The sequence below is a fragment of the Bradyrhizobium genomosp. I (2014) genome (genome assembly GCF_000261685.1).
Lineage (GTDB): Bacteria > Pseudomonadota > Alphaproteobacteria > Rhizobiales > Xanthobacteraceae > Bradyrhizobium.
Map to the genome: position 1 here is coordinate 1 of NZ_AJQE01000066.1, position 23,461 is coordinate 23,461.

24 protein-coding genes are annotated in these 23,461 nt (G+C 64.6%); 11 read left to right on the top strand and 13 right to left on the bottom strand.

Translation table 11 applies throughout. The annotated features are described in order from the left end of the window. Nucleotides 1-215: 215 nt before the first annotated feature. The 3 genes from IC50_RS06850 (at nucleotide 216) to IC50_RS06860 (ending at nucleotide 4,911) form a co-directional block, all read left to right on the top strand. Entirely contained in the window at nucleotides 216-1,850 is a 1,635-nt protein-coding gene (locus tag IC50_RS06850; RefSeq protein WP_157460906.1) for a calcium-binding protein, read from the top strand. 493 nt (nucleotides 1,851-2,343) lie between these two features. Continuing rightward, the gene (locus IC50_RS06855) at nucleotides 2,344-3,966 is read left to right on the top strand and encodes an ABC-F family ATP-binding cassette domain-containing protein (RefSeq protein WP_035702174.1); all 1,623 of its coding nucleotides are present in this window, start codon (nucleotides 2,344-2,346) and stop codon (nucleotides 3,964-3,966) included. A gap of 69 nt (nucleotides 3,967-4,035) precedes the next feature. After that, nucleotides 4,036-4,911, top strand: coding sequence for an MBL fold metallo-hydrolase (locus tag IC50_RS06860; RefSeq protein WP_035702176.1), 876 nt, complete (start codon nucleotides 4,036-4,038; stop codon nucleotides 4,909-4,911). Nucleotides 4,912-4,927: 16 nt separating this feature from the next. Here IC50_RS06860 and IC50_RS06865 read toward each other — a convergent pair whose 3' ends face one another. After that, complete coding sequence (locus IC50_RS06865; RefSeq protein ID WP_244429552.1) at nucleotides 4,928-5,791, bottom strand: DMT family transporter; 864 nt, start codon at nucleotides 5,789-5,791, stop codon at nucleotides 4,928-4,930. Between the two features lie 150 nt (nucleotides 5,792-5,941). Continuing rightward, nucleotides 5,942-6,190, bottom strand: coding sequence for a hypothetical protein (locus IC50_RS06870; protein ID WP_035702178.1), 249 nt, complete (start codon nucleotides 6,188-6,190; stop codon nucleotides 5,942-5,944). Between the two features lie 200 nt (nucleotides 6,191-6,390). Between IC50_RS06870 and IC50_RS06875 the strand changes: the two genes are divergently transcribed. Further along, complete coding sequence (locus IC50_RS06875; protein WP_035702180.1) at nucleotides 6,391-6,855, top strand: cupin domain-containing protein; 465 nt, start codon at nucleotides 6,391-6,393, stop codon at nucleotides 6,853-6,855. A 6-nt stretch (nucleotides 6,856-6,861) separates the two neighbouring features. On the opposite strand, the gene IC50_RS06880 is transcribed toward IC50_RS06875, so the two are convergent. Next, nucleotides 6,862-7,824, bottom strand: a complete 963-nt coding sequence (locus tag IC50_RS06880) for an alpha/beta hydrolase (RefSeq protein WP_035702182.1) — start codon at nucleotides 7,822-7,824, stop codon at nucleotides 6,862-6,864. Between the two features lie 138 nt (nucleotides 7,825-7,962). On the opposite strand from IC50_RS06880, the gene IC50_RS06885 reads away from it, so the two are divergent. Then, complete coding sequence (locus tag IC50_RS06885) at nucleotides 7,963-8,640, top strand: nitroreductase (protein ID WP_035702184.1); 678 nt, start codon at nucleotides 7,963-7,965, stop codon at nucleotides 8,638-8,640. Between the two features lie 134 nt (nucleotides 8,641-8,774). Continuing rightward, on the top strand, nucleotides 8,775-8,978 hold the full coding sequence (locus IC50_RS06890; protein WP_035702187.1) for a hypothetical protein: 204 nt from the start codon (nucleotides 8,775-8,777) through the stop codon (nucleotides 8,976-8,978). 27 nt (nucleotides 8,979-9,005) lie between these two features. On the opposite strand, the gene IC50_RS06895 is transcribed toward IC50_RS06890, so the two are convergent. Genes IC50_RS06895 through IC50_RS06905 form a run of 3 tightly spaced genes read right to left on the bottom strand, consistent with a single transcriptional unit; the run spans nucleotide 9,006 to nucleotide 11,621 of the window. Beyond that, complete coding sequence (locus IC50_RS06895; protein WP_035702189.1) at nucleotides 9,006-10,127, bottom strand: HD-GYP domain-containing protein; 1,122 nt, start codon at nucleotides 10,125-10,127, stop codon at nucleotides 9,006-9,008. Nucleotides 10,128-10,185: 58 nt separating this feature from the next. Continuing rightward, a complete protein-coding gene (locus IC50_RS06900; protein WP_035702192.1) occupies nucleotides 10,186-10,515 on the bottom strand; it encodes a PilZ domain-containing protein in 330 nt (109 codons plus the stop codon). After that, on the bottom strand, nucleotides 10,512-11,621 hold the full coding sequence (locus IC50_RS06905; protein WP_035702195.1) for a DUF2336 domain-containing protein: 1,110 nt from the start codon (nucleotides 11,619-11,621) through the stop codon (nucleotides 10,512-10,514). The genes IC50_RS06900 and IC50_RS06905 overlap by 4 nt, the downstream gene beginning before the upstream one ends. A gap of 298 nt (nucleotides 11,622-11,919) precedes the next feature. Here IC50_RS06905 and IC50_RS06910 point away from each other — a divergent pair, with 298 nt between their 5' ends. Both IC50_RS06910 and IC50_RS06915 read left to right on the top strand, forming a co-directional pair. Beyond that, nucleotides 11,920-12,867 (top strand): AraC family transcriptional regulator, encoded by a 948-nt coding sequence (locus IC50_RS06910; protein WP_035702197.1) that lies wholly within the window; start codon nucleotides 11,920-11,922, stop codon nucleotides 12,865-12,867. A gap of 50 nt (nucleotides 12,868-12,917) precedes the next feature. After that, entirely contained in the window at nucleotides 12,918-13,508 is a 591-nt protein-coding gene (locus IC50_RS06915; RefSeq protein WP_035702199.1) for an NADPH-dependent FMN reductase, read from the top strand. A 97-nt stretch (nucleotides 13,509-13,605) separates the two neighbouring features. On the opposite strand, the gene IC50_RS06920 is transcribed toward IC50_RS06915, so the two are convergent. Continuing rightward, complete coding sequence (locus tag IC50_RS06920) at nucleotides 13,606-15,687, bottom strand: methyl-accepting chemotaxis protein (protein WP_035702201.1); 2,082 nt, start codon at nucleotides 15,685-15,687, stop codon at nucleotides 13,606-13,608. A gap of 73 nt (nucleotides 15,688-15,760) precedes the next feature. Beyond that, a complete protein-coding gene (locus tag IC50_RS06925; RefSeq protein ID WP_035702203.1) occupies nucleotides 15,761-16,222 on the bottom strand; it encodes a DUF1810 domain-containing protein in 462 nt (153 codons plus the stop codon). A gap of 191 nt (nucleotides 16,223-16,413) precedes the next feature. On the opposite strand from IC50_RS06925, the gene IC50_RS06930 reads away from it, so the two are divergent. The 3 genes from IC50_RS06930 to IC50_RS06940 all read left to right on the top strand — a co-directional run bounded on the left by IC50_RS06930 (nucleotide 16,414) and on the right by IC50_RS06940 (nucleotide 18,917). Further along, nucleotides 16,414-17,379 carry a DUF2778 domain-containing protein gene (locus tag IC50_RS06930; protein WP_035702260.1) on the top strand — a complete coding sequence of 322 codons (966 nt, stop codon included), beginning with the start codon at nucleotides 16,414-16,416 and terminating at the stop codon, nucleotides 17,377-17,379. Nucleotides 17,380-17,445: 66 nt separating this feature from the next. Beyond that, nucleotides 17,446-17,703 carry a hypothetical protein gene (locus tag IC50_RS06935; RefSeq protein WP_024338019.1) on the top strand — a complete coding sequence of 86 codons (258 nt, stop codon included), beginning with the start codon at nucleotides 17,446-17,448 and terminating at the stop codon, nucleotides 17,701-17,703. A 122-nt stretch (nucleotides 17,704-17,825) separates the two neighbouring features. Continuing rightward, nucleotides 17,826-18,917, top strand: a complete 1,092-nt coding sequence (locus tag IC50_RS06940) for a TRAP transporter substrate-binding protein (protein WP_035702204.1) — start codon at nucleotides 17,826-17,828, stop codon at nucleotides 18,915-18,917. Between the two features lie 24 nt (nucleotides 18,918-18,941). Here IC50_RS06940 and IC50_RS06945 read toward each other — a convergent pair whose 3' ends face one another. The 5 genes from IC50_RS06945 to IC50_RS06965 are packed head-to-tail and all read right to left on the bottom strand — an operon-like array spanning nucleotide 18,942 to nucleotide 23,404. Next, nucleotides 18,942-19,724, bottom strand: a complete 783-nt coding sequence (locus IC50_RS06945; RefSeq protein WP_035702206.1) for an ABC transporter ATP-binding protein — start codon at nucleotides 19,722-19,724, stop codon at nucleotides 18,942-18,944. After that, nucleotides 19,712-20,767, bottom strand: coding sequence for a dihydrodipicolinate synthase family protein (locus IC50_RS06950; RefSeq protein WP_035702207.1), 1,056 nt, complete (start codon nucleotides 20,765-20,767; stop codon nucleotides 19,712-19,714). Before IC50_RS06950 ends, IC50_RS06945 begins: the two co-directional genes overlap by 13 nt. A gap of 6 nt (nucleotides 20,768-20,773) precedes the next feature. Further along, the gene (locus IC50_RS06955) at nucleotides 20,774-21,592 is read right to left on the bottom strand and encodes a GNAT family N-acetyltransferase (protein WP_035702209.1); all 819 of its coding nucleotides are present in this window, start codon (nucleotides 21,590-21,592) and stop codon (nucleotides 20,774-20,776) included. Then, the gene (locus IC50_RS06960) at nucleotides 21,579-22,616 is read right to left on the bottom strand and encodes an NAD-dependent epimerase/dehydratase family protein (RefSeq protein WP_035702211.1); all 1,038 of its coding nucleotides are present in this window, start codon (nucleotides 22,614-22,616) and stop codon (nucleotides 21,579-21,581) included. Before IC50_RS06960 ends, IC50_RS06955 begins: the two co-directional genes overlap by 14 nt. 17 nt (nucleotides 22,617-22,633) lie before the next feature. Further along, nucleotides 22,634-23,404 (bottom strand): ABC transporter permease, encoded by a 771-nt coding sequence (locus tag IC50_RS06965; protein WP_035702263.1) that lies wholly within the window; start codon nucleotides 23,402-23,404, stop codon nucleotides 22,634-22,636. Nucleotides 23,405-23,461 lie beyond the last annotated feature (57 nt).

A 23,461-nucleotide genomic window follows, 5' to 3' on the forward strand; every position in this document is an offset into this window, starting at 1 on the left:
GAAGCCCCGACGCAAACCAGATCGCCGGACACAGGCAGATGCCGATTCCGACATATGGCGGCGGCAGACCAGCAGCCGAGTCGCTGGCCTCAGTGGGAAATATTTTCATTTAAAGGCGTGATTTTATTTGATTTAAAATGTGATTTAATTTCAGCAACGAAACGTTGTAGACGTCCATCGCGCATCTCCACGCCATTGGAATAGACGGAGGGCCCATGACTGTTCTATTTGGCGATACGAGTGGGTCCCTCGCGGGACGACGGCATGGCGGAAGCCAGACACTGGTTGGTTCGGAACCGACGAACACGTTGTTCGGGGATGCTGGACTGGACTTACTCGACCACGCCGTCGGCGGTAACGACACATTGGTAACTTTCGGCGCAGGAAGTCTGTTCGGTGACGCGGGTGGAAATATTTCCGGGCATGCGCGGGGTGGCGATGATGCATTGTCGGCCCAGGTGATCGCCTCTGCTGTCGTCGTTGGCGAGACATTCACCCTGAATATGTACGGCGATGCTGGCGGTAATATCTCGGACCTGGCCGTTGCCGGCGATGATGTCCTGAACGTCGAATTGCCCCGGACCTTTACGTCGGGGGTGAAAGTGAATGCCTATGGTGATGCCGGCGGAATCTTGTCCGGTCAAGCGCGTGGTGGCGACGACGATTTTGGCGTTTCCGGTGGCGGGCATCAAACGATCACCGTGTATGGAGACGCGGGTGGCAACCTGATCAATTGCGCGGCGGGCGGCAACGACAGGTTCGTTGGCCACATCGGACCGGATAGCAATGTAGTGTTCTATGGCGACTCCGGCGGTAGCTTTCTCGGGCACACCCGCGGCGGCGATGACAGCTTTACTGTGAGCGGATCTGAGTACAACAGCTATCTCTATGGGGACGCCGGCGGCGACATGGCCGGTCATGCGGCCGGCGGCAACGACAATTTCGCGGCGAGCGGAACCAATCCGTTCAATTTCGTCTTTGGCGATGCCGGCGGGAGCATGTCCGCCTCCGCCGCCGGTGGGAACGACACGTTCAATGACTCGAGCGACGCAACACTGACCGATCGAAATGTCTTCTCCGGTGACGCTGGCGGGAACATGTCCGGTTCCGCCCGGGGCGGGGATGACACGTTCAACAAGACCGGCTTGGGGGGAAGTACATTCTATGGTGATGCCGCCGGCGACATGTCTGATCGTGCCGAGGGCGGCGATGACACATTCGAGGCCTCAGGCACGCAACATCAGAACATCTTCTACGGAGACGCCGGCGGCAACATGGGTGATCGAGCCGTCGGCGGCGACGACATCTATATCGGTGGCAACGTATTCCCTCAGCTTGCCAATCAGGCTTATGGGGATGCGCTGACCATGTCAGGCGGCGCGAAAGGCGGCAACGACACGCTGGTCGGCGGCGATGATTCGAATCCACATCCGGCAGGCAGCTACGAGACCATTCTCGTCGGCGATGCCCGATCCATGTCCGACCACGCGCGCGGCGGCAGCGACAAGATTGTCAGCGGCACCGGAAATGATGACATCTGGGGAGACGCCCAGATGATGCTCGATTTTGCGAAAGGCGGAAACGACAGGATCGTATTCAATTTCGAGAACGGCCACGACAGGATCGAGGATTTCGGACAGGGTCTCTCAAATTTGGGTATCGACCGCATCGATGTCTCTGCGCTCGGTATCGAGAGTTTCGGTGATCTTGCCATCTCGCAATTCGATCCGATAACGCAAGAGAGTCTGATTACCTTCAGCCCAGGCAACGATGTCACCGTTCACAGCGAGGAAGCACTCAGGCCTCAGGATTTCATTTTCGCGCCACATCAGAACGATTTGTTGATGTGAGCGGAACGTCGCATTGCCGCCATCGACCGTGAGGCGTTAGCTGCAAAGCAGAAAATTTCGCGGCTCCTCAGCGTATCTGTGCAGCCATAGGATTGCATCATCCGGGCGAAGAGGCTCCAGTTCCAATCGCATTCATCTCGAACTCGTCGGCACCGGAGGCGGATATGCCCGTCGAAGCCGACCTTGTGAGAGCAGATGGGGGCGCTATGTCCGCGTTGTCGCGCCGCGATTTCCTGGCACTTTCGACATCCGCCGCAGCTGTCGGGCCGGCCGCACCCGCGCGAGCCGCGATGGGGTACCCTTCGGCCGGCCTTATCAAGCGGTAGAAGAGCCGGCCGGCAGTTTCAGCGGTTGTCGAAGCTGTACGGACGAGCGCGACGCGGTGAAGCGGCGGGATTGCCCGGAGGCGTGAGATCCGGGCCTGGCCGGGCTTCCCCTCGCGCCCCGCATGCCCTATGACGCTGCAACGCAAAAAATCCCCCGAAAAGACCTCATGATCCGCCTCGACAACGTCAGCAAGCAAGCCGGCCACCAGATCCTTTTCATCGAAGCTTCCGCCGCCCTCAACAAGGGCGAAAAGATCGGCCTCGTCGGCCCGAACGGCGCCGGCAAGACGACGCTGTTCCGGATGATCGCCGGCGAGGAACTGCCGGACGAGGGCCAGGTCTCGACCGATCGCGGCATCACCATCGGCTATTTCAACCAGGACGTTGGCGAGATGAGCGGCCGCAGCGCCGTGGCCGAGGTGATGAATGGCGCCGGTCCCGTCAGCGAGGTCGCGGCCGAGCTGCGTGAGCTCGAGGCGGATATGGCCGATCCTGACAAGGCCGACCAGATGGACGAGATCATCGCCCGCTACGGCGAGGTGCAGCACCGCTTCGAGGAGCTCGATGGCTACGCGCTCGATGGTCGTGCACGCGAAGCGCTGTCCGGCCTCGGCTTCAGCCAGGAGATGATGGACGGCGATGTCGGCAAGCTCTCCGGCGGCTGGAAGATGCGCGTGGCGCTGGCGCGGATTCTCCTTATGCGTCCCGACGTCATGCTGCTCGACGAGCCGAGCAACCATCTCGATCTCGAAAGCCTGATCTGGCTGGAGAAGTTCCTGCACGATTACGAAGGCACGCTGCTGATGACCTCGCATGACCGCGAGTTCATCAACCGCGTGATCTCCAAGGTGATCGAGATCGATTCCGGCTCGCTCACCACCTATACCGGCGACTACGAGTTCTACGAGCAGCAGCGGGCGCAGAACGAGAAGCAGCAGCAGGCCCAGTTCGAGCGCCAGCAGGCCATGCTCGCCAAGGAGATCAAGTTCATCGAGCGCTTCAAGGCGCGCGCCTCGCACGCGGCGCAGGTGCAGAGCCGGGTCAAGAAGCTCGACAAGATCGAGCGGGTCGAGCCGCCGCGCCGCCGCCAGTCGGTCGCTTTCGACTTCCCGCCGGCGCCGCGCTCGGGCGAGGACGTCGTCGCCTTGAAGAGCGTGCACAAGGGCTATGGCGCCAAGCGCATCTATGACGGGCTCGATTTCATGATCCGTCGCAGGGAGCGCTGGTGTGTGATGGGCGTCAACGGCGCCGGCAAGTCGACGCTGCTCAAGCTGGTTGCCGGTGCGAGCGAGCCGGATGAGGGCACGGTGGCGTTAGGGGGCAGCGTCAAGATGGGCTATTTCGCCCAGCACGCGATGGATCTGCTCGACGGTGAGCGCACCGTGTTCCAGTCGCTGGAAGATGCGTTTCCGACTGCGGGGCAGGGCAGCTTGCGTGCGCTCGCCGGCTGCTTCGGCTTCTCCGGCGACGATGTCGAGAAGCGCTGCCGCGTGCTCTCCGGCGGCGAGAAGGCGCGGCTCGTCATGGCGAAGATGCTGTTCGATCCGCCGAACTTTCTGGTGCTGGACGAGCCGACCAACCATCTCGACCTCGCTACCAAGGAGATGCTGATCACGGCACTGTCGGATTTCGAGGGCACCATGCTGTTTGTCTCGCATGACCGCCACTTCCTCAGCGTCCTGTCGAACCGCGTGCTGGAGCTGACGCCGGAGGGGATCCACCAGTATGGCGGCGGCTACACCGAATACGTCGCCCGGACCGGACAGGAGGCGCCGGGGTTACGGAGCTAGCATTCTGCGCCGTGCCTTGACGCGTCACTGCCGCTCGTTACGCTCCCTCAAAAAAGGGAGCGAACAACCATGAAGCAACTCCGGATCGGCGACATCACCATCGATGCGGTGATCGAGCGGGAAGGGCCGTGGCGGCGGCCGCAGGATTTCTTCCCGGCCCATGATGAGGGTGTCTTCAAACGCCATCTGCCGACGATGGAGCCCGAGGTGTTCGACGCCGCGCGCGGCATGATGGTAATCACCTACCAGACCTTCGTCGTGCGCACGCCGCACCACACGATCCTGGTGGACACCTGCACCGGCGAGGACAAGGGTCATCCGCCGCCGTTCGACTTTCCCGGCAAGGAGCGTTGGCGCAACGAATTGTTCGCGCTCGGCATCGGCTTCGAGCAGATCGACTACGTGTTCTGCACGCATCTGCATATCGATCACACCGGCTGGAACACAACGTTGCGCGACGGCCGCTGGGTGCCGACGTTCCCGAATGCGAAATACGTCTTCCACAAGGGCGAATACGCAGCGTGGGAAGCGGAGAATGCGAAGGGCAACAATCCGCCCGGCACCGTCTTCCGCGACAATTGCCTGCCGATCGTCGAGGCCGGGCAGGCGCTGCTGGTCGACGATGATTACGCGCTCGATGATACGGTCACGCTGACACCGACGCCGGGACATTCGCCCTGTCATTGCTGCGTTAACATCTTCTCCAAAGGTCAACGCGCGGTGGTCGCGGGCGACCTCATGCATCACCAGATCCAGTGCCGCGAGCCGGACTGGTCGGCGAAGCCGGACTGGGATGCAAACCAGTCGGCGATCTCGCGGCGGAAGTTCTTCGCTTCCGTCGCCGACACCGACACGTTGATCCTGCCGATCCATTTCCCGGCGCCGACTGTCGGGCTGATCAAGCCGCTGGACGGGGCGTTTGACTACCGGTTCAAGCGGGATTGAGGCGCGAACATCCCGGTCAACGCTTGCTGCGCTGCGCGAGCACCAACGCGATGCCGCCGAGCATCGCGGGGGAGGCGAGCAACAATCGGAGCGTAACCGGCTCGGCCAGGAACAGCGCGCCGCCGATCGCGGCGATGGCGGGGACGGAAAGCTGGACGGAGGCCGCGCGGGCCGCCGTCAGGTAGCGCAAGGTGACGTACCACATCACATAGCCGAGCCCCGAGGCGATCGCGCCGGATGCGATGGCATAGGCGAGCCCGATCGGCGTGACGTGGAGATCGGAGAGCTGCCAGAGGTTCACGGCTGCGGCAAGCGGCAGGCAGCAGAGGAAATTGATGGCGTTGGCCTCGATGGGATGATCAACGCCCCGCGCCGACAGCGAGAACACGCCCCAGGCGATACCCGACATGGCGATCAGGACCGCGCCGATGGGATCGGGGGCGCTGACGCCGGGCAGAACCAGATAGACGAGGCCCAAGCTCGCGATCGAAAGCCCGATCCAGCCGGCTGCGGAGAACCGTTCTCCCTCCCGCAGCGCGACGCAGAACATCGTGAGCTGCACGGCAGTGAACAGGATCAGGGCGCCGGTGCCTGCCGGCAGCCGCACATAGGCAAACGAGAAGCAGATCAGGTAGACGAACAGGGCGGCCACCGACCTGACCTTGGCATAGGCAAATGACGGCAGATGCCCGTAGCGTTGCCAGACCACCAGCGCGAGAATTGCCACCGCCGCAAGCACCCGCACCGTCGTGAAGCTCGCGGGATCGATCAGTCCGGGCCCCAGCGCGAGCCGGCACAGCAGCGAGTTGGCTGCAAAGCAAACCATCGTCGCGGTCGTCAGCACAGCCGCCTGGGTGGTTTGCGAACTTGTGGTGATCAAGATCAGGATACTCGCCAGTCGCGACGCTGAAGCCGCAAAGGCATCGAAGCGGCTAAACCGGAGACAAGGGAAACAGCTAATCGGGCTCGATACGGTCTGGATCGAGCCCGATGACGTCTTTCGAAGAATACCGAGGATCTCTCCGGGCGCTTACGCGTTGGTCTCGCACTTCTTCATGAAGCTGTTCTTGGCTGCGCCGGCGAGCGGCTTGCCATCGGAGCCGACGGCCTTGGGCGCGCAGGCATCGGCCTTGCACTTCTTCAGGAACGAGGTCTTGGCTGCGCCGGCCAGCGGCTTGCCATCCTTGCCGACGGCCTTGCTCTCGCAGGTTTCTTGCGCGAAGGCCGAGCCCGCCGCAAAGGTGGCAACGATCGCTGCGAGGAAAATCCGCTTCATCATGGGTGTCTCCCTAAACCAGAAATGGCGGCCGGATTGGAGCCGGGAATCATGGCGCAATCAAGCAGGACGAGCACCGATCGTCCGGTCTGCCTGGTGATTTTGCAACGCCGGCTCGGCACTGTCGCGTCTGTTGCACTGCTCGCTGACCCTGTCGGGCGATTCTGCTAGCTTCGATCGGCTTAGCTGGATGGAGCATCGTCATGGACGCCACGATCCCGAAGGGCGAACGATCTGCCGATCGGCATTCTCACCTGGTTCGGCCCCAGGACATGGACTGGCAAAAGACTCGCTTTCCCGGGTGCGAGGCCAAGACGCTGCTGTTCGATCGGAGCAGCGGTCTGATGACCGCCCTGATGCGCTTTGCGCCGGGCTCGGTGCTGCCCGATCACGAGCATGTCGGCATCGAGCAGAGCTGGGTGATCGAAGGCGCGCTCGTCGACAAGGACGGGCCTGCTCAGGGCATCGCCTGCAAGGCCGGCGAATTTATCTGGCGCGAGGCGGGGAGCCGGCACGCCGCCTGGTGTCCGGACGGGGCCTTGATCCTGGCGATCTTCCAGGTGCCGAACAAGTTCTTCGAAGCCGATGGCCGCGTCGTCGACGCCTCGGGCCAGGATTGGGACGAAACCTGGGGGCACACCGCGGCGCAGCGGGCGCGGAGCACCTGACCGAATTCAAGCGCCCCGCATGAGCAGGGCCTTGAAGTCGGCGCGGGCGCGCTGTGCCTCGGCGCGCGCGACCTCGGAGGCGTCGCCCATGCCGAAATAGCCGTGGATCAGGCCGGGGCCCTCGTGGTGCTTGACCTTCACGCCCGCCGCCTCCAGCGCCCGCGCGTAAGCCGCGCCCTCGTCGCGCAGGGGATCGAACCAGGCCGTGGTCACGATCGCAGGGGCCAGCCCGGCAAGCGATGCGGCGCGCAGCGGCGAGACGCGCCAGTCGGTCGCGTGAGCGGGATCGGCGAGATAGTGGCCGCAGAACCATTCCATCGTCGCGCGCGTGAGGAAGTAGCCGTCCGCGTTCTCCGCGCGCGAGGGATAGCGCGCGTTCTCGCGCGCATCGGCGTAGGCGCCGAGCACGTCGGTCACGGGATAGACCAGCAATTGAGCGGCAAGCTCGATGCCGGCATCGCGGCAGGCGATTGCGGTGGTCGCGGCGAGATTGCCGCCGGCGCTGTCGCCGGCAACGCCGAGGCGTTTTGCGTCGCCGCCAAATTCCGCGACGCGGGTGAAGACGTCACGCATCGCGGCAAAGGCGTCCTCGAAGGCGCCGGGAAAGCGCGTCTCGGGCGGGCGGCGATAGTCGACGGAGACGACGACCGCGCCGGTCTCGATCGCAAGATTGCGCGCCTGCCGGTCGTGGGTCTCGAGGTCGCCCGCGACCCAGCCGCCGCCGTGGAAGAATACCACGGTCGGTGCCGGCGTGGTGCCGACCCGGTAGACGCGTGCATCGAGCGGCCCGACGCCGCCGTCGACCTTGATGTCCTGCACGGTATCGACGCGCGGAGGCGGGATTGCCGCGCGCGAGGCAGCCAGTGCGCGCAAGGAATCGCGGGCGCTCTGTGGCGTCATCGTGGTGGGATCGCGCATCGGCATGAGCGGAATGATCTCGGCGATGACGGGATCGAGCGGCGCGGCCATTTTGAGTCCTCACGGGGTGTGGCGGGTCCACACGGGGTTCTTGGTCTTGCTTGGCTGTTAGCATAGGTTTTGCGCGCCGCATCGGCAACCGGATCGCGTTGCAATGTTGCGGGAGGAACGGGCAGGGAGGTTCGCGAGGTGGAATTCGAAACGCTGGTCCAGTCGCGCCGCAGCGTGCGCGGCTTCAGGAACGAGCCGGTGCCGCGCGCGGTGATCGAGGCGATCATCGAAAGCGCCAAGCGCGCGCCGTCGTCGATGAACACCCAGCCCTGGCATGTCCACGTGCTCACCGGTGCGCCGCTGGAAGAGGTGCGCCGCCGCAACATGGAGGAGATGGCCGGCGGCGCCAAGGTCAAGCGCGACATCGTCAGCCACGGCGAGTACCAGGGTGTGCACCGCAACCGGCAGGTCGACATCGCCAAGAAGCTGTTCGGCGCGATGGGGATCGCGCGCGACGACAAGCCGATGCGGCAGGACTGGGTGCTGCGCGGCTTCCGCCAGTTCGACGCGCCGGTCTCGCTGGTCCTTACCTACGACCGCGTGCTCGATCCCGGCGCGGTCTGCCATTTCGATCTCGGTGCGCTCTGCTACGGTATCGTTCTCGCAGCATGGGACCGCGGCCTCGGCTCCGTCATCAACGGGCAGGGCATCATGCGCTCCGACATCGTGCGCGAGGTTGCCAGGATTCCGGCGGACGAGGTCATCATGACCTGCGTCGCGATGGGCTACCCCGACGACGGCTTCGCCGCGAACGCCGTTCGCTCGGAGCGCGAGCACAACGACGAGTTCGTGCGCTACGTGGGTTTTGCCGATTAGCACGACGAAGAGGAGATTGTTCTCCGGCGGAAATTTTTTTGGTGCGGATTAGCGAGCGGCCTCTTGCAATCTGGAAGTTGCAGGAGGAACAATATGCGGACTGAGAGGTTCGTTGCTGGCGCGAGGGAATTGACATGCGGCGGCTGGCTAGCCTGGTTCGACGGTTCTTTGGTCCGCGACTGCGGCTCAAGGTCGATGATGATCCAAGTCTTCCTTTCACACCCGAAGAGTTCGGCCGGCTGATTCGCAGCGGTCGGCACGAGGACATGAAGCTGCTGGCCGAAGGGCTGGCCTGCCGCTCCATCCCGCGCCGCGCCAGCTATCGCGCTACTCATTAGGCCGCGTTCGATACGGGTCCGCCGCGCTCACCGCGTGAGCGCGACCTGCCTGAATGAGTTGACCAGCGCCTTTTCCAGCTTACCATTCATCCCGCATAGAATGTTGTAGGCCTCCGCGCGCGGCATGGTCGGCTTGTAGTGCCGGTGCTCGATCAGCGCTGCGAAGATGTCCGAGATCGTTAGAATCCGCACGATATCGCCAATGCTCTCGGCGCAGAGCGCATCGGGATAGCCGCTCCCGTCGAGGTACTCGTGATGATGGCGAACGGCATCGAGTATCTCCGGCGAGATGCCGTCATGCCCCTTGAGAAACTCGTAGCCGGTGGCCGGATGCGTTTCGATCAGCGCGCGTTCCGCGGCATCGAGGCGGCCCGGCTTGTCGAGGATGGCGAGTGGAATCTGCGCCTTGCCGATGTCGTGGAACATGGCGGCCGAGTAGAGACGTTCCAGGTCGGCCCTGCCGACGCCGAGGCTCAGTCCGAAGTCGATGGCGACGCCGGTCACGAGCAGACAGTGCTGATAGGTTCCTTCGTGATGGCGCCGCACCGTCATGAGCCACTCCGTCAGGCCATGCTGGCTGATACGATCGGCGATCTGGCGACCGGCTTCCCTGGTGCCGTCGACGTCGAGCGGTTGGCCCAGAGTCGCAGCCGTGAACATCGATGCGATGGCGGTCGCCGCAGTCTCGATGGCGTTGTCCGGTTGCAGTGTGTCGCGCGAGGAGGCGGATGCCCGATCGGCCGGATCGGTCAGCGCCGCCAGCAGTCTGGTCCGGCTGACCGTGCCGGGAAGGACCAGCGTGGCCCCGAGCGCGTAAGCCTGCGAAATGCAGACGTGGGAGGTGTGCTCGAGCAGGAAGATGCGCTTCCTGGCCTTGGCCAGCTTGCCGGCCCGCTTCTTGATCGCGGCGATATTATCGACGTCGCGCAGCTCCGCGCGGATGACGATGGCGGCCGGCGTCTGCGACAGCCTGGAATCGGCATCGAGTCGTTCGCCTGCAATGGTGAATTTCTCTTCGAGGATCGAGCAGATGCCCGAGAGCTTGTCGGACGTGTCGGCCAGCACATGCAGCAAGGGGCGGGCCGTTCCCGTCTCTGGGATGCCGCCGTCACCACTGACGGGACCGGATCTGGTTCGCGCGTGCTGCACGGTCTGACCTACGCCTTGCGACTGTATGGATGTCAAACAGTAGGTGGAGTGTTCGAATCTATTTGCTCTGAACCGCGTTCTGCGCAGGCGCTGGTGCACCCGCAGCCTTCTTCTTGCTGTCAACGGTAATGAAATGGATGCCGGCCGTGGTGCCGTCGATCCAGACCAGTTCGCAGCGCCGGTAGGCGAGGCCGGTTGACGACAGCAGCATGAAGAACTCCTTGGCCTGGAGTACGTCGAGCGTGCCCTCGACCTCGATCTTGGCGCCGCTTTGCGACACGTCCAGCAGTACGCAGCGGCGCCGCCAGGTGCCGTCCGATCCCATGAGATTGACCGGCTGCCTGTGGTCCATTTTCACGCGGGATGCTTTACGACCGTCGAATCTCATCGGCTAATCCCCATCCTTGCGCCGCGATGTTCCCGACTGCTGTCCTTGGCGTTTGCGGCAATTTCTCCCCAACGCACCGTCCACTGGCTGGTTGACAGCAGCAGCGTCTCGAAAATGTGCTGCGCGCGTTCGCGCTCGGCGAAGGAAAGCCTCGTGCCGCAGCGGTTGCTCAGGATGGCCAACGTGGTCTGCCAGTTCAGCCGTGAGGCACGGCAGGCCATGACGAGACCCTCGCAATCGTCGTCGGTCATGACATGCTCGACGATCTCGATGGGAGCCCCCGAAAGCACCGATAGCGCCGTGACAAGATTGGCGGTCTCGCCGCGGATGGCGAAGCGGTTCACCGTGGAGTCGTTCAGCTTGCCGATGCGGTTGAGCGCGACGATCTCCGGCCGCGCGCTTGCATAGGCGGCCGCGCAGGGCAGCTTGGGGACCGTCGGCGCGGCCGTTACGGCTTGAATCGAGACGGTAGCATTCGCCCCTGTGCCGGATTTCGGAGCCGGCGCGGCCGACAGCAACTCCCGCATGACCCTGTCCGGCGTGTCCGGCCTGAGCGCCAGCGCCTTCGTGAGTTCATCGTCGGCCAGGCATTTCTCGACGAGCGCGACGTAGGCGGCATCGGAGAATCGGGCATCCATATTGCCGACCAGCGCAATGCAGACGCTGCGAGCGCCGCGCTGGATCAGCGTCTCGATCACCGGCGGATCGATCCGCGCGCGGGCGGCGATGGCGCGTTGCTGCCGTTCGCCGCCCGAGGCCGCGATCGAGCTGAGATCGGCCGTGGACAGTGACTGCGATCTCAGCAAGACAGGGCACGCCACCTCCGGGGCGTGGTGCGAGGCGAGACGTCGCACGGTCTTCGGCGGAGCCAGCTCGAGCTCCGCGAGTGCCTTGCTGAGATCAATCAGCGCACCGGCCTCGACCCGCTCTGTCAATCGCAGCAGAACACGGTCGGCCACATGAGTGAGCAATTCCTGAGGCCGGTCGCGGCTGCTGGTGAGCAGCTGCAAAATGCCGGAGAGGATGCGAGCGCAGCGGTCCAGCGGACACGTTGCGACCGCGTCTTCCAATTCGACCAGAATATCGGCAGGCGAATTTGCCATCATGGCAGGAGCCTGAAATGAAATAACTTGACGATTTAACGCGCATTATTGCATCTCGAAGGAGTTAATTTTTAATTTTGAAAATTGAATTTCAGGGTATTAATGCACCTCCAGGATTCGGGAAAAGCTATCGAAATTTGGCAGGGCCCGACGTCCCGGCTTGTCCTTTCAGCTCGATCCCTCCCAACTGATCGGGACACGTCAGGATTGATTCTTCAGATCCGACGGGAAAGCAAAGGGCGAAGCGAATCGGCACCATTGCCGGATGCGCGTCGGTTGCGACGCTGGGTTTCTTATTTCCATGAACAGCATTGATGATGTGCCTGGGTCGGCACTCAGGACATTTCGCTTTTCAGATGTCGACGAATTTCGAAGCGCCATACGCGGGCTGAATTTCGAGTTCACGCCCCTCGTACGGAAGATTTCGGCTGAGCAGACGATCCTGTCGTTGCCCGGCTGCGAGGTGAATTCGACGCGGGCGTTTCCCCGGGTCGTTGATGCGCAGCTCATCGGGAATTGCACGGCGATCGGCTTCACGATGGACGACCTCAACGTCCCCATTCGCTTCAATGGCTCGCAACGTGCTCGTCCGGTCGTGGTCATTGGCGGCGGCGGCGCGGCCTACACCGCCATCGAGGAGGTGCAGCGGCACATCGCCTCAGTGGTGTTCAGCCCGGAGGTGAGGGATCGTGGCTGGCCGCCTACGCTCTCGAGCTTCAAGATCTTCGAGATCTCCGCGGCGGGCTTGCACCGGCTGCGCACCGTGGTTCGTGAGGTGCTGGCCGAGGCGTCCGACCCGGTCGAGGCACCGGAGCTGTCATTGAAGGGCGCAGCGATGAAGGAGTCCCTGCTCGGAGCCGTTGATGACGCCTTCGAAAGCGTCGTTTCGGCCCGCTGGACCCTGCGCGCCAACGACGGACGGAGTTTCAGGATATTCCAGGATATCCGCGCGCTACTCTCCGACGACCTGTCGCAGCCGATCTACAGCGATGATATCGCGCGCAAGCTCGGGCTGTCCGTTCGCACCATGCATGACGTCGTCCGGCGCTATCGGGGCATGAGCCTGCACCGCTATTTGCGCCTGCGCCGGCTGTGGCTGGTGCGCCGGCGGCTTCTGGCCGGGGCCGAGAGCGTCAAGGCGGTCGCGCTGGCGTTCGGCTTCTGGCATCTCAGCGATTTCTCCAAAAGCTACCGCGAGCAGTTCGGCGAATCGCCGTCGCAAACCCTGGAGCGCGGTCGCGGACGATAGTTCGACAAATCGAGTAGGGACGGACGCCGGTTTCGTGCTACCGTTCGGCCATGAGCAATCGCATTCTCGTTCTCTACGGTTCCTACCGTTCCGACCGCATGGGCATCCGCCTTGCGAATTTCGTCATCAACCGGCTGCGCGGCCGCGGCGAGGACGTCGAATTCATCGACGCCAAGGCGATCGGCCTGCCGATGCTCGACCGCATGTACAAGGAATATCCCAAGGGCTCGGCGCCCGATGCGCTGGAGAAGCTGGCCGGACAGATCCGCGACGCCGACGGATTCGTCTTCGTCACCGGCGAGTACAATTGGGGCATCCAGCCCGGCCTGAAGAATCTCACAGACCATTTCCTCGAAGAGTGGTTCTGGCGACCGGCCGCGATCGTGAGCTATTCCGCCGGTCGGCTGTCCGGCGCGCGCGCCGCGACGGCCTGGCACGGCACGCTGTCGGAGATGGGCATGGTGGTGGTGTCGAGCACCATCGGGGTCGGCCCGATCGCGCAGACATTGTCGGCGGACGCAGAGCCGATCGGCGAGGGCGGCAAGGCCTTGGAGCGCGCGTTCCCGCGCTTTGCCGACGATCTCTTGTGGTGGATCGAGGCGGCGAAAGCGCAGCGGGCACGGAAGGCGCCGCCTTACTAAAGCGCGATGGGACTAGGATGAACCGTCATCGCGCTTTAGGTTGTTGTTTAAGCATGATCTTTTCGGAAAACCGCTGCGCACTTTTCCGGATCATGCCTTAAGCGGCCCTGACCTCGCCGAGGAAGCGGTCGAACTGTCCGGCGAGATCGCGTGACTGCGACGAGAGCTGCTCGGCGGCGCCCAGCACTTCCCTCGCGGCGGCTCCCGTGTCGTCGGCGGCACGTTGCACGCCGGAGATGTTGCTGTTGACCTCCTGGGTGCCGCGCGCGGCCTCCTGGACGCTGCGGGCGATCTCCTTGGTGGCTGAGCCCTGTTCCTCGATCGCGGCGGCGATCGCGGTGCCGATCTGGTCGATCTCGGCGATGACGTCGGCGACGTTGCGGATCGCGGCCACGGTCTCGTCGCTCGCGGTCTGGATCGCCGTGATCTGCTCGGAGATCTCGGTGGTGGCTTTGGCGGTCTGGCCGGCCAGCGACTTCACTTCGGAGGCGACCACGGCAAAGCCGCGGCCGGCATCGCCGGCACGGGCGGCCTCGATGGTCGCGTTCAGGGCGAGCAGGTTGGTCTGCTCGGCGATGCTCTGGATCAGCGTGACGACGTCGCCGATCTTCTGGGCGCCCTCGGCAAGCGCACGCGCGGTATCGCCGGTGCGGCGGGCATTGTCGACGGCGCGGGCCGCGATCTCGGTGCTTTGGGCGACCTGGCGGCCAATCTCGGAGATCGAGGAGGTCAGCTCTTCGGTGGCGCTGGCGACGGTCTGCACGTTGGTCGAGGTCTGTTCGGAGGCGGCGGCGACCACCGCGGCCTGGCTGTTGGTCTGGGCCGCGGTCGAGGTCATCGACTGCGCGGTGCTTTCCATGGTCGCGGAGGCCTGGGACAGTCCGCCGACCAGCTCGGTGACCTTGGCCTCGAAGGCGCGGGTGAGCTCGTCGAGCGCCTGCGCGCGGCGCATCTTGCCGTCGTTCTCGGCCTGCTTCTCGGCGGCGAGCCGGTCAGCCCGGATCATGTTGTCCTTGAAGACCTGAACCGCCGCCGCCATCGCGCCGATCTCATCGGAGCGCTCGGAGCCGGGGATCTCGCCGGCAACGTCACCATCGGCAAGCTGTGTCATGCGCGCGGTCAGGCCGACGATCGGAGCGCAGACGCGGCGGCGGACCATCACGATCAGGCCGGCGCTGGCGATCAGCACGGCGAGGAGGCCGCCGAGCGCGATGGTGAAGCTGGTGCGCGCGGCGGAGGAAGCGCCGGCGAGGATTTGCTCGGCGTTGTCATAGAACGCATCGCGAACGCCGATGATGGAGCCGAGACCCTTTTGCGACGCCGCGTAATAGGTGTCGACGTCGTGCTCATACTTGCCGCTGACGGCACCGTCCTTGACCATCTTGAGCTCGCGGCCGAATTCCTCGACGTAGCGCGAATTCATCGTCTCCAGTGCGGCGCCGACATTGGCGGGCGTCGCCGGATTGCCGCGCAGCTCCATCAGCGCCATCACGATCTGGTCGCTGCGGCCCTGCATGCGGGCGACGTCGGCCTTCTCGGCGTCGGTTGCGACCTTCTTGCCGCCGACGAGGTTCTTGTGCACGCTGGCATTGAGGCCGCCGATGTCGCGCAGCGTCATGGCGATGTTGGCGTAATTGGCCTGGCGGTAGGCATCGCCATTGAGAAGCGCCATGCGGCGAACCTGCTCGTTCAGCAGCGCCGTGACGTCGGCGTTGAGCACGGCATTGTCGGCGACGACCTTGCGGGCCGCGTCCTTGCGCGCGTCCGCAGGCCCCGCGATTGCCTTGTCGATCGCGTCGCGTAGTCCGGTGAACTTCGCATTGATGCCATCGATGCTGCTGCCGATCGTGTTGCCGTCGTCGAGCGAGCCGGGCAGTTCCTTGCGCAGCGCATTCATCCGCTGGCGCGCGCCGTCGGTCGACTTGCGCAGCCTGTCCTGCTGGGCGAGCTGGGCCGGGTCGACGGTGGCGGGGCCATAGAGGATGTTGGTGGAAAAGCCCCGCTCGGGATTGAGGTAACGCGGAATGTCGCTGACGGCGCGGACAATGGCCAGCCGGCCCTCGGCTTCGCTGATCCGTTCGATCGTCTGGTACTTGGTCACGGCAACGTAGACGGCGAGGCCGCCGCCGACGGTCGAGAGCGAGACGATGGCGCTGGTCAGGAGCGTACCGATTTTCATGATCTGTCCGGCAATGGGCGTGAAAGAGAGTTCAATTTGCACGGAAGATATGGTGCCCGTGTTAATCCTGGGTTTACGCTCCCTGGCGGCCAACTCGGCCGGATGCGCGGTCGAGCCTCGACAGGATCTCCAGCGCGGCGCCGTCGCGTTCGCCCGCAAAATATCGGGCAATCGCCCGATCGAAAACCGGCTCGTCGGACACCGCGCCGAACAGCGTCATCGACGAATGGAATTTGGCGTCATCCGGTGCGCCGAGGATCGCGTTGATGGTTCGGCCTTCGACGGCGAGCACGAGCCTCGTACATTCGATCAGGCGCCCCCCGAGCACGGGGTGGGCGAGATAGGCCTCGGCCTCCTCGCGGGACCCGATGGCGTAGCGCTGCGACATGGTGCTGAAGCCGAGGCCTGCGACCTGCGGGAAGGTGAACCACATCCAGTGAGTCTGCTTTCGGCCCCGGGCCAGCTCGCCCTGAATGTCGCGATAAACGGGGTCCTGGGCGCGGACAAAGCGGTTGAGATCGAAGGGATCGGTCATTCGATACCTTTAGGAGGCTTGCCGGCCGCGATTATGCCTAACTTTTGGCTCCCAATGTGGTAGCTGGTATAGAGTCTCCGGGTAGGGGGTGGGTGCCCCCCGGGGGTCGATTTGGGGATCTGATGGTTTCCGACGCAGCACACGCCGAGAGGCTGTTGTCGCGCCGCCGTGTCGGGCGGGCGGAGCGCGTTTTGCTGTCTCTGGCTGCCGTCGCGCTGGCGCTGGGCGCCGCCGCCTGGGTCGCGGACATCGGGACATCGCATTTGGGCGATTCGTCCCCGCTGGTCACCGCCTCGCTGCCGCCGGCCAATACCCCTTCCTTTGCCGACCGTTTCGCTTCTGCGTCCGGCAATCCGGCGGCCCGGGAGTTCGGCCTGCGGACGCTGGAGCGTTCCGCCCTGAATGCGGTCCAGCTCAAGCTCCGCGACGCCAAGGCGATGCTGGCCCAGAAGCTCCAGGGCGACGATTGGCGTTCGACCCTGACCGAAGACGACCGGCACGCGGTTGATGAGACGAGGCCCTCGCAACGTGCGGACGCCGTCCCGATGCCGCGCTCGCGCCCGGCGCAGGCGGACTTGTCCGCCCAGATCGCTTCCAGCCAGGCCTATGCCGAGACCAACCCCAGGGTCGACAACCGCAACTTCTTCGAAAAATTCACCGACAAGATCAGGCTGGCATCGCTGACCCCCGGCGACGGCCTGTTCGCCAAGGCGCCCGACCTGGCCGCGCTCGGCTACGATTCGCGGACGGCGGTGTATGACATCTCGGCCAAGGCGGTCTATTTGCCGAACGGCATGGCGCTGGAGGCCCATTCCGGCATGGGCGCGCTGATGGATGACCCCGACCATGTCGATCAGCGCATGGTTGGCGCGACGCCGCCGGCGACCTACGACCTCAAGCCGCGCGAAAAGTTGTTCCACGGCGTCCGGGCGCTGCGCATGACGCCGACTGAGGGCACCAGCGCGCTTGGCCGCGTCGGCCTGCTCACGCACAATTACATGCTCGGGCCGCGCGGCGATTCCAACGGCTGCGTTTCGATCAAGGACTACGATCGCTTCCTCAAGGCCTACGACAATGGCGAGTTCAACCGCCTGGTCGTAGTGCCGAACCTGCGCGGGGCGGCGACTGCTTCGCAGCGCGCGAGCACCGATTCCTGACATTTGCCTGCGACGGCGGGGCTGCCGTTTCCCCTTCGTTAAGCCGTCCTCGTCCAGAAGCAGCCCATGAGTGATCCATCAAGTTCCGAGACCCCGCTGCGCACGACATTCAAGATCAAGCTGAACGGTGACACGTTGGCGATCGCGACCGTCGGTCAAGCCTATCAATTCCTCACCAACTTCAAGTCGGTCGAGTGGATGGAATTTCGCTCCCTGCACGAGGACGCCGTCGCGGCTCTGGAAGGCGCCGCCGGTAACGCCATGCTGGCGGTGCAGGCGACCAACGCCGTTCGCGCGCTGTTCGTGAGCGCAAAGCTGCTCTGAGAGTTCCGTACAGGCCTTCTCCTCGCAACTTGAACTCCGCTATAGGAACGGGCAACGGTCAGCGAAGGCCGTCGCCACAAAGCCCATATGTTTGAAACTTACTTCCAGGGAGAGTCCACATCATGAAACGCCGTACATTCCTCAGGGGCGGCGCAGTCGCCGGCGCCACGACGCTGGTAGCTGCACCCGCGATCGCGCAGAGCGCGCCCGAGATCAAGTGGCGTCTGACCTCGAGCTTCCCGAAGTCGCTCGACACCATCTACGGCACGGCGCAGACCTTTGCGAAATACATCGCTGAGGCCACCGACAACAAATTCCAGATCCAGACCTTTGCGGCCGGCGAGATCGTTCCGGGCTTGCAGGCGCTCGATGCCGTCAGCACCGCATCGGTGGAGATGGCGCAGACCCCGCTCTATTTCTACATCGGCAAGGAGCCGGCGCTCGCCTATGCCACCGGCGCGCCGTTCGGCATGAACCATCGCCATCAGGAATCGTGGTGGCACTTCGGCGGCGGCGCCGACCTCACCAACGAGGCGCTCAAGCCTTTCAAGGCGCATGCCATCCTCTGCGGCAATTCCGGCACGCAGATGGGCGGCTGGTTCCGCAAGGAGATCAAGACCGTCGACGACCTCAAGGGTCTCAAATTCCGCATCGCCGGCATGGGCGGCCACGTGCTGGCACGGCTCGGGGTTGTCCCGCAGCAGATCGCGGGTGGCGACATCTATCCGGCACTGGAGAAGGGCACGATCGACGCGGTCGAGTTCGTCGGTCCCTATGACGACGAGAAGCTCGGTTTCCAGAAGGTCGCCAAGTACTACTATTTCCCGGGCTGGTGGGAAGGCGGCGCCATGCTGCACATGATCGTCAATGACGAGAAATGGGCTTCGCTGCCGAAGCAATATCAGGCGATCGTCAACCAGGCGGGCACGGCGGCCGGCGCCTGGATGCTCGAAAAGTATGACAGCGTGAATCCTGCCGCGCTGAAGCGATTGATCGCCAACGGCGCGGAGCTGAAGGCGTTCCCGCAGCCGGTGCTGGAGGCCTGCTACAACGCGACCCAGGACCACCTGAACGAGCTCGCCGCCAAGAGCGACCTGTTCAAGCGGACCAAGGAGAGCCACGATGCGTATATGAAGGAGCTGCTGTTCTACACGCAGATCGCCGAGAACTTCTACGACAACTATCTGCTCAGCAAGATGCGCAACAAGACCTGAGCGCAACAACGGGGGCGCGGTGTCTCACGCCGCGCCCAAGCCGAGCTTCGCATAGATGCGCCTTGCATAGGCACCGAACGCATCCGTCGTCTTCAGCGGAAGGTCGCGCGGGAAGGGCAGGTCGATCGCGAAATAGTCGGCCATCTTCGCCGGGCCCGCCGTCAGCACGGCGCAGTGCGAGGACAGGAAGACGGCTTCCTGGATCGAGTGCGTGACGAAGATGATGGTCTTGCCGCTCTCGCGCCAGATCCGCAGCATCTCCAGATTCATCTGCTCGCGGGTCAGCGCGTCCAGCGCGCCGAACGGCTCGTCCATCAGGATCAGTTTTGGATCGTGAATGAAGGCGCGCGCGATCGCGGTGCGCTGCTGCATGCCGCCGGACAGCTGCTGCGGATATTTCTGCTCGTAGCCGGCGAGCCCGACGAGGCTGAGCAGGTCGCGCGCCCGCTCGCGCGCGGCCTTCATCGGCAGTCCCACGATCTCGGCCGGCAGCAGCACGTTGTCGAGGATCGTGCGCCACTTCAGCAACAAGGCCTGCTGGAACACCATGCCGATGTCGCGGCTGGGGTCGAACGGGCTCCTGGCATTGCCTATCCTGACGGTGCCGCCGTCGGCGCCATGCAGGCCGGCCAGGATCTTCATCACCGTGGTCTTGCCGCAGCCGGAGGGGCCGACCAGCGAGACCAATTCGCCTTCCTGCACGTCCATGGTGACGTCGGACACCGCGAGAAATTCCGCGCCGCCGCTGCGATAAACTTTTCGCACGCCTTGCAGGCTGATGAAGGGGTCTGAGCTCATGCCAGCCATTTGCCGAGGTTTGCGGCGACGAAGGCATCGTCGCTGAGGTCGGCGTGCTCGCGGCAGACGCGGTCGATCTCCTCCTTCTGGCCGGGGCTGAGGCCTTCGTTCGGATCGAGGCACCACAAGCCTTTCATCAGGCCCTGGCGCCGAAGCACTTCGTGGCAGCCGGCGATGCAGCCGTGAAAATGGTTGGCGACATCGAAGAAGGCGCTGTTGCAATCGGTGACGCGGGCATCGAGCGCCAGCAGGTCGGCCGACACGGCCTCCTTGTGCCGCGCTGCCTTGCAGCGTTCGAACTGCCTGATGGCGCTCGCGGTCCAGACCGACCAGTGGCCGAGCAGGCCACCCTTGAAGTAGGTGCGGGTGGTGACGCCCTTGTCGCGGAGATCGAACGGCAGCGTCAGGTCGAGCAGGATGTGGTCGTCATTGCCGGTGTAGAGCGCGACGCGGTCGAGTGCGCCGGCGGCCGCGACGCCGCGCAGCACGTCGAGAGTTCTGTAGCGGTTGAACGGCGCGATCTTGATCGCAATGACGTTGTCGATCGAGGCGAAGCGCTGCCAGAACCGGCTCGACAGGACGACGCCGCCGACGGCCGGCTGAAGGTAGAAGCCGACCAGCGGAATTTCGGCGGCCACGGACGTGCAATGCGCGATGATCTCGTCCTCGGAGGCGCTCTTCATCGCGGCGAGGCTGAGCAGGCCCGCATGATAGCCGATGTCGCGCGCGGTGCGGGCCTCGGCAATTGCCTGCCGCGTGGGGCCGGCCAGGCCCGCGACCAGTGCCAGCGGCCGCCTGGTCCAGTGTGCTGCGGTCTCGGCGGCGAGCTCGAGCACGGGACGGTAGAGGCCGACGTCACGGATCGCGAATTGCGTGGTGTGGACGCCGACCGCAAGGCCGCCCGAGCCGGCGTCGAGGTAATAGCGCGTCAGCGCACGCTGATGCGTCCTGTCGAGCTGTCGCTCGGCGGTCAGCGCGAGGGGATGCGCCGGCAGCACGGTGCCGTCTGCGATCAGCTTGCGGACGTCGCTGTTGATCTGGCTGTGGTGCATGATGTCCTATCCAAATTCGGGGCCGGCGACTGCGAATGGCATTTCCCCGGCCATGGCGGTGGCGGAGCCGAGACGCATGCGTTGGAAGGGGCGTTCGATGGTCCAGCCGGCGACGGAGAGGCCGTCCAGGAACGCGCCGCTGGAAGCGACGGCATCGAGCAGCACCGGTCCGGTCTCCGAGCATGCGATCGCATCGACCAGGTTCAGGGCGGCGGCGGTGTCATCCGCAAAGAGGGGCCCGATATGACGCGCTGTTCGGCCGTCCCGTACCAGGGCGATCGACCCGTCGCCCGCCACGATGCGCGAACCAGACCGTTGCGCGAAGGCGGAGAGCAGGGCGGTTCGATCCAATCCCGTGGCCCGGAGATCGCGCAAGCAAAGCGCGTCCAGCGTCGCCGGCGCAGGCATCGTGCCCGCATGGCCGGGGCTCACCAGCTTCAGGCGGCGCAATTGCGAAGTCGGGATGAAGCCGAGCGGACCGTAGACCTTGGCGCCGTCAGGCGTCGCATCGAGCCAGCACGTCAGCCTCTCCTTGCGGGCCGTATCGAGGCAGGCATCGACGAGCTTCGTGGCCAGACCGCGGCGGCGATGGCTTTCCGTCACCAGCACCATGCTGATCCACGCATTGTTGCCGGAATAGGGCAGCAGCGCCGCGGTTGCGGCCAGCCGTGCGCCGTCGCGGATGCCGAACACGAAGCCTTCGCTCAGGAAGAAGCGCCAGTCCTCGATCGTCTGGTTCCAGTGCGCTTCGGTCGAGAGCACGAGGCCCGCCGCGGCGTCCTCGACGCCGAGCCGGACGATGCGCGGCCCGTCAGTAGCGACCATCGCGCACCTCGTATTTGGTGGGCTTGCCGAGGCTAGGCATGGCACGAGAGACCCAATCCGCGGTCCAGGCGATCAACTGGTCGGTGTCAACGACGGGCAGGCCGAACAGTTCGACCGCCTTCGACGTGTCGGTCAGCCACGCGGTCGGTTCCTCCTTGCCTGTCAGCACCGGCGCGCGGCCGAACCTCGCGCCGAACTTCGCCGCGAGATCGCGCACCGCGAGGATCTCGTGGCCGCTGACGTTGATCGGCGAGGTCGGCGTCGTGCAATGCGCCAGGCAGCGCAGCGCCTGGGAGGACGCATCGCCCTGCCAGATGAAATTGACATGGCCGAGGCTGACGTCGATCGGTGTTCCCGTCAGCACTTTCGTCGCGATGTCGTGCAGCACGCCGTAGCGCATGTCGATCGCGTAGTTGAGGCGGAACAACCGCCCCGGCGTGCCGAACCTGCGCGAGAAATATTCGAACATGCGCTCGCGGCCGACGCAGGACTGCGCGTATTCGCCGGGCGGGTTCGGCGCCATGTCCTCGCTCGAGCCTTTGCCGTCGACGGGGACGAACGGATAGATGCAGCCGGTCGAGAACGCCACGATGCGCGAGGAGGGGAAAGCCTGCGCGACCAGCGCCGGGACATGCGCGTTCATGGCCCAGGTCAGCGACAGATCGCCCTCGGCGCCGAACTTGCGGCCGGCCATGAAGACGATGTTCGGCGCCTTCGGCAGTGCCGCAATCGCCGTCTCGTCCATCAGGTCGCAATTGATCGTGTCGATGCCGCGCGCATGCAGCCAGTCCTTCACGCCGGCGTCGCTGAAGCGGGCGACGCCGATGATGCGGCGATCGGGCGCCGCGGCCTTCGCAAGTCCTGCCAGCGTCGGGCCCATCTTGCCGGCGACGCCGAGGATCATGATGTCGCCCTCGACCTTCTCGATGTCGTCGATCAGCGCCTGGCTCGGCCGGCACAGGAGGTCGTCCAGCGCAGCGATGTCGGGAATGGTCTTCGGCAGCGTCTGGCGGGTGAGCAGCATGGGTTCGTCCTTGGTCTTCAGGTCTGTCTGGCGTCGCCGACCACGAACATGCGTTCGAGGGCGAGCACCAGGCCATAGAGAGCGACGCCGAGCAGTGTCAGCAGCACGACGGCCATCACCATCGCGGGCGTGTCGAGCGAGGACTGCACCTGGATCATGAGGTAGCCGAGCCCGCGCTCGGAGGCGATGAACTCGCCGACGATGGCGCCGGCGACCGCCAGGATGGCGCCGACCTTCATGCCGGAGAACACGTAAGGCAGCGATCCCGGCAGCTGGATCTTGCGAAACAGCGTCCAGCGCGAGCCGCGCAGCGATTTGACGAGATCGAGCAGGTCAGGCTCGACTTCGCGCAGGCCCCGCGCGGTGGTGAGCAGGATCGGGAAGAAGCAGATGCTGAATGCGATCAGAATGTTCGGCACGATGCCGTAGGAGAACCAGACGATGAAGAGCGGGCCGAGCGCGACCTTCGGGATCATGTTCAGCGTGACGAACAGCGGTAGCAGCACGAGGCTGAGCAGCGGCGCCCAGCTGAAGATCACCGCAAGCGCGACGCCGACGAAGGCGCCGAGCGCGAAGCCGCCGAGGATCTCGACCGCGGTCACCAGCGTGTTGGCGCCCCAGGCATAGCCCGTGGTTCCCAATGTCTGAATTGTCGCAAGCGGCGAGGGCAGGATGAATTTCGGCACCCGGAAGGCGTCGACCGCGACCTGCCACAGCACGAGCACGGCGAGGTGCACGATCAGGATGACCGCAAAGCTGCGCCAGCTGCGTGCCCCGTCTCCTCCCACCGACTGCTCCCTGTTGCCTGCGGTCACCCTGCCGCCGGTCGCAAGCCTAGCCGGACT

Bases quoted from the DNA above. Each gene is read 5' to 3' on its own strand.
- IC50_RS06850 (WP_157460906.1), top strand. From the start codon at position 216: ATGACTGTTCTATTTGGCGATACGAGTGGGTCCCTCGCGGGACGACGG.
- IC50_RS06855 (WP_035702174.1), top strand. From the start codon at position 2,344: ATGATCCGCCTCGACAACGTCAGCAAGCAAGCCGGCCACCAGATCCTT.
- IC50_RS06860 (WP_035702176.1), top strand. From the start codon at position 4,036: ATGAAGCAACTCCGGATCGGCGACATCACCATCGATGCGGTGATCGAG.
- IC50_RS06870 (WP_035702178.1), bottom strand. From the start codon at position 6,190: ATGATGAAGCGGATTTTCCTCGCAGCGATCGTTGCCACCTTTGCGGCG.
- IC50_RS06875 (WP_035702180.1), top strand. From the start codon at position 6,391: ATGGACGCCACGATCCCGAAGGGCGAACGATCTGCCGATCGGCATTCT.
- IC50_RS06880 (WP_035702182.1), bottom strand. From the start codon at position 7,824: ATGGCCGCGCCGCTCGATCCCGTCATCGCCGAGATCATTCCGCTCATG.
- IC50_RS06890 (WP_035702187.1), top strand. From the start codon at position 8,775: ATGCGGCGGCTGGCTAGCCTGGTTCGACGGTTCTTTGGTCCGCGACTG.
- IC50_RS06900 (WP_035702192.1), bottom strand. From the start codon at position 10,515: ATGAGATTCGACGGTCGTAAAGCATCCCGCGTGAAAATGGACCACAGG.
- IC50_RS06905 (WP_035702195.1), bottom strand. From the start codon at position 11,621: ATGATGGCAAATTCGCCTGCCGATATTCTGGTCGAATTGGAAGACGCG.
- IC50_RS06910 (WP_035702197.1), top strand. From the start codon at position 11,920: ATGAACAGCATTGATGATGTGCCTGGGTCGGCACTCAGGACATTTCGC.
- IC50_RS06915 (WP_035702199.1), top strand. From the start codon at position 12,918: ATGAGCAATCGCATTCTCGTTCTCTACGGTTCCTACCGTTCCGACCGC.
- IC50_RS06920 (WP_035702201.1), bottom strand. From the start codon at position 15,687: ATGAAAATCGGTACGCTCCTGACCAGCGCCATCGTCTCGCTCTCGACC.
- IC50_RS06925 (WP_035702203.1), bottom strand. From the start codon at position 16,222: ATGACCGATCCCTTCGATCTCAACCGCTTTGTCCGCGCCCAGGACCCC.
- IC50_RS06935 (WP_024338019.1), top strand. From the start codon at position 17,446: ATGAGTGATCCATCAAGTTCCGAGACCCCGCTGCGCACGACATTCAAG.
- IC50_RS06940 (WP_035702204.1), top strand. From the start codon at position 17,826: ATGAAACGCCGTACATTCCTCAGGGGCGGCGCAGTCGCCGGCGCCACG.
- IC50_RS06945 (WP_035702206.1), bottom strand. From the start codon at position 19,724: ATGGCTGGCATGAGCTCAGACCCCTTCATCAGCCTGCAAGGCGTGCGA.
- IC50_RS06950 (WP_035702207.1), bottom strand. From the start codon at position 20,767: ATGCACCACAGCCAGATCAACAGCGACGTCCGCAAGCTGATCGCAGAC.
- IC50_RS06955 (WP_035702209.1), bottom strand. From the start codon at position 21,592: ATGGTCGCTACTGACGGGCCGCGCATCGTCCGGCTCGGCGTCGAGGAC.
- IC50_RS06960 (WP_035702211.1), bottom strand. From the start codon at position 22,616: ATGCTGCTCACCCGCCAGACGCTGCCGAAGACCATTCCCGACATCGCT.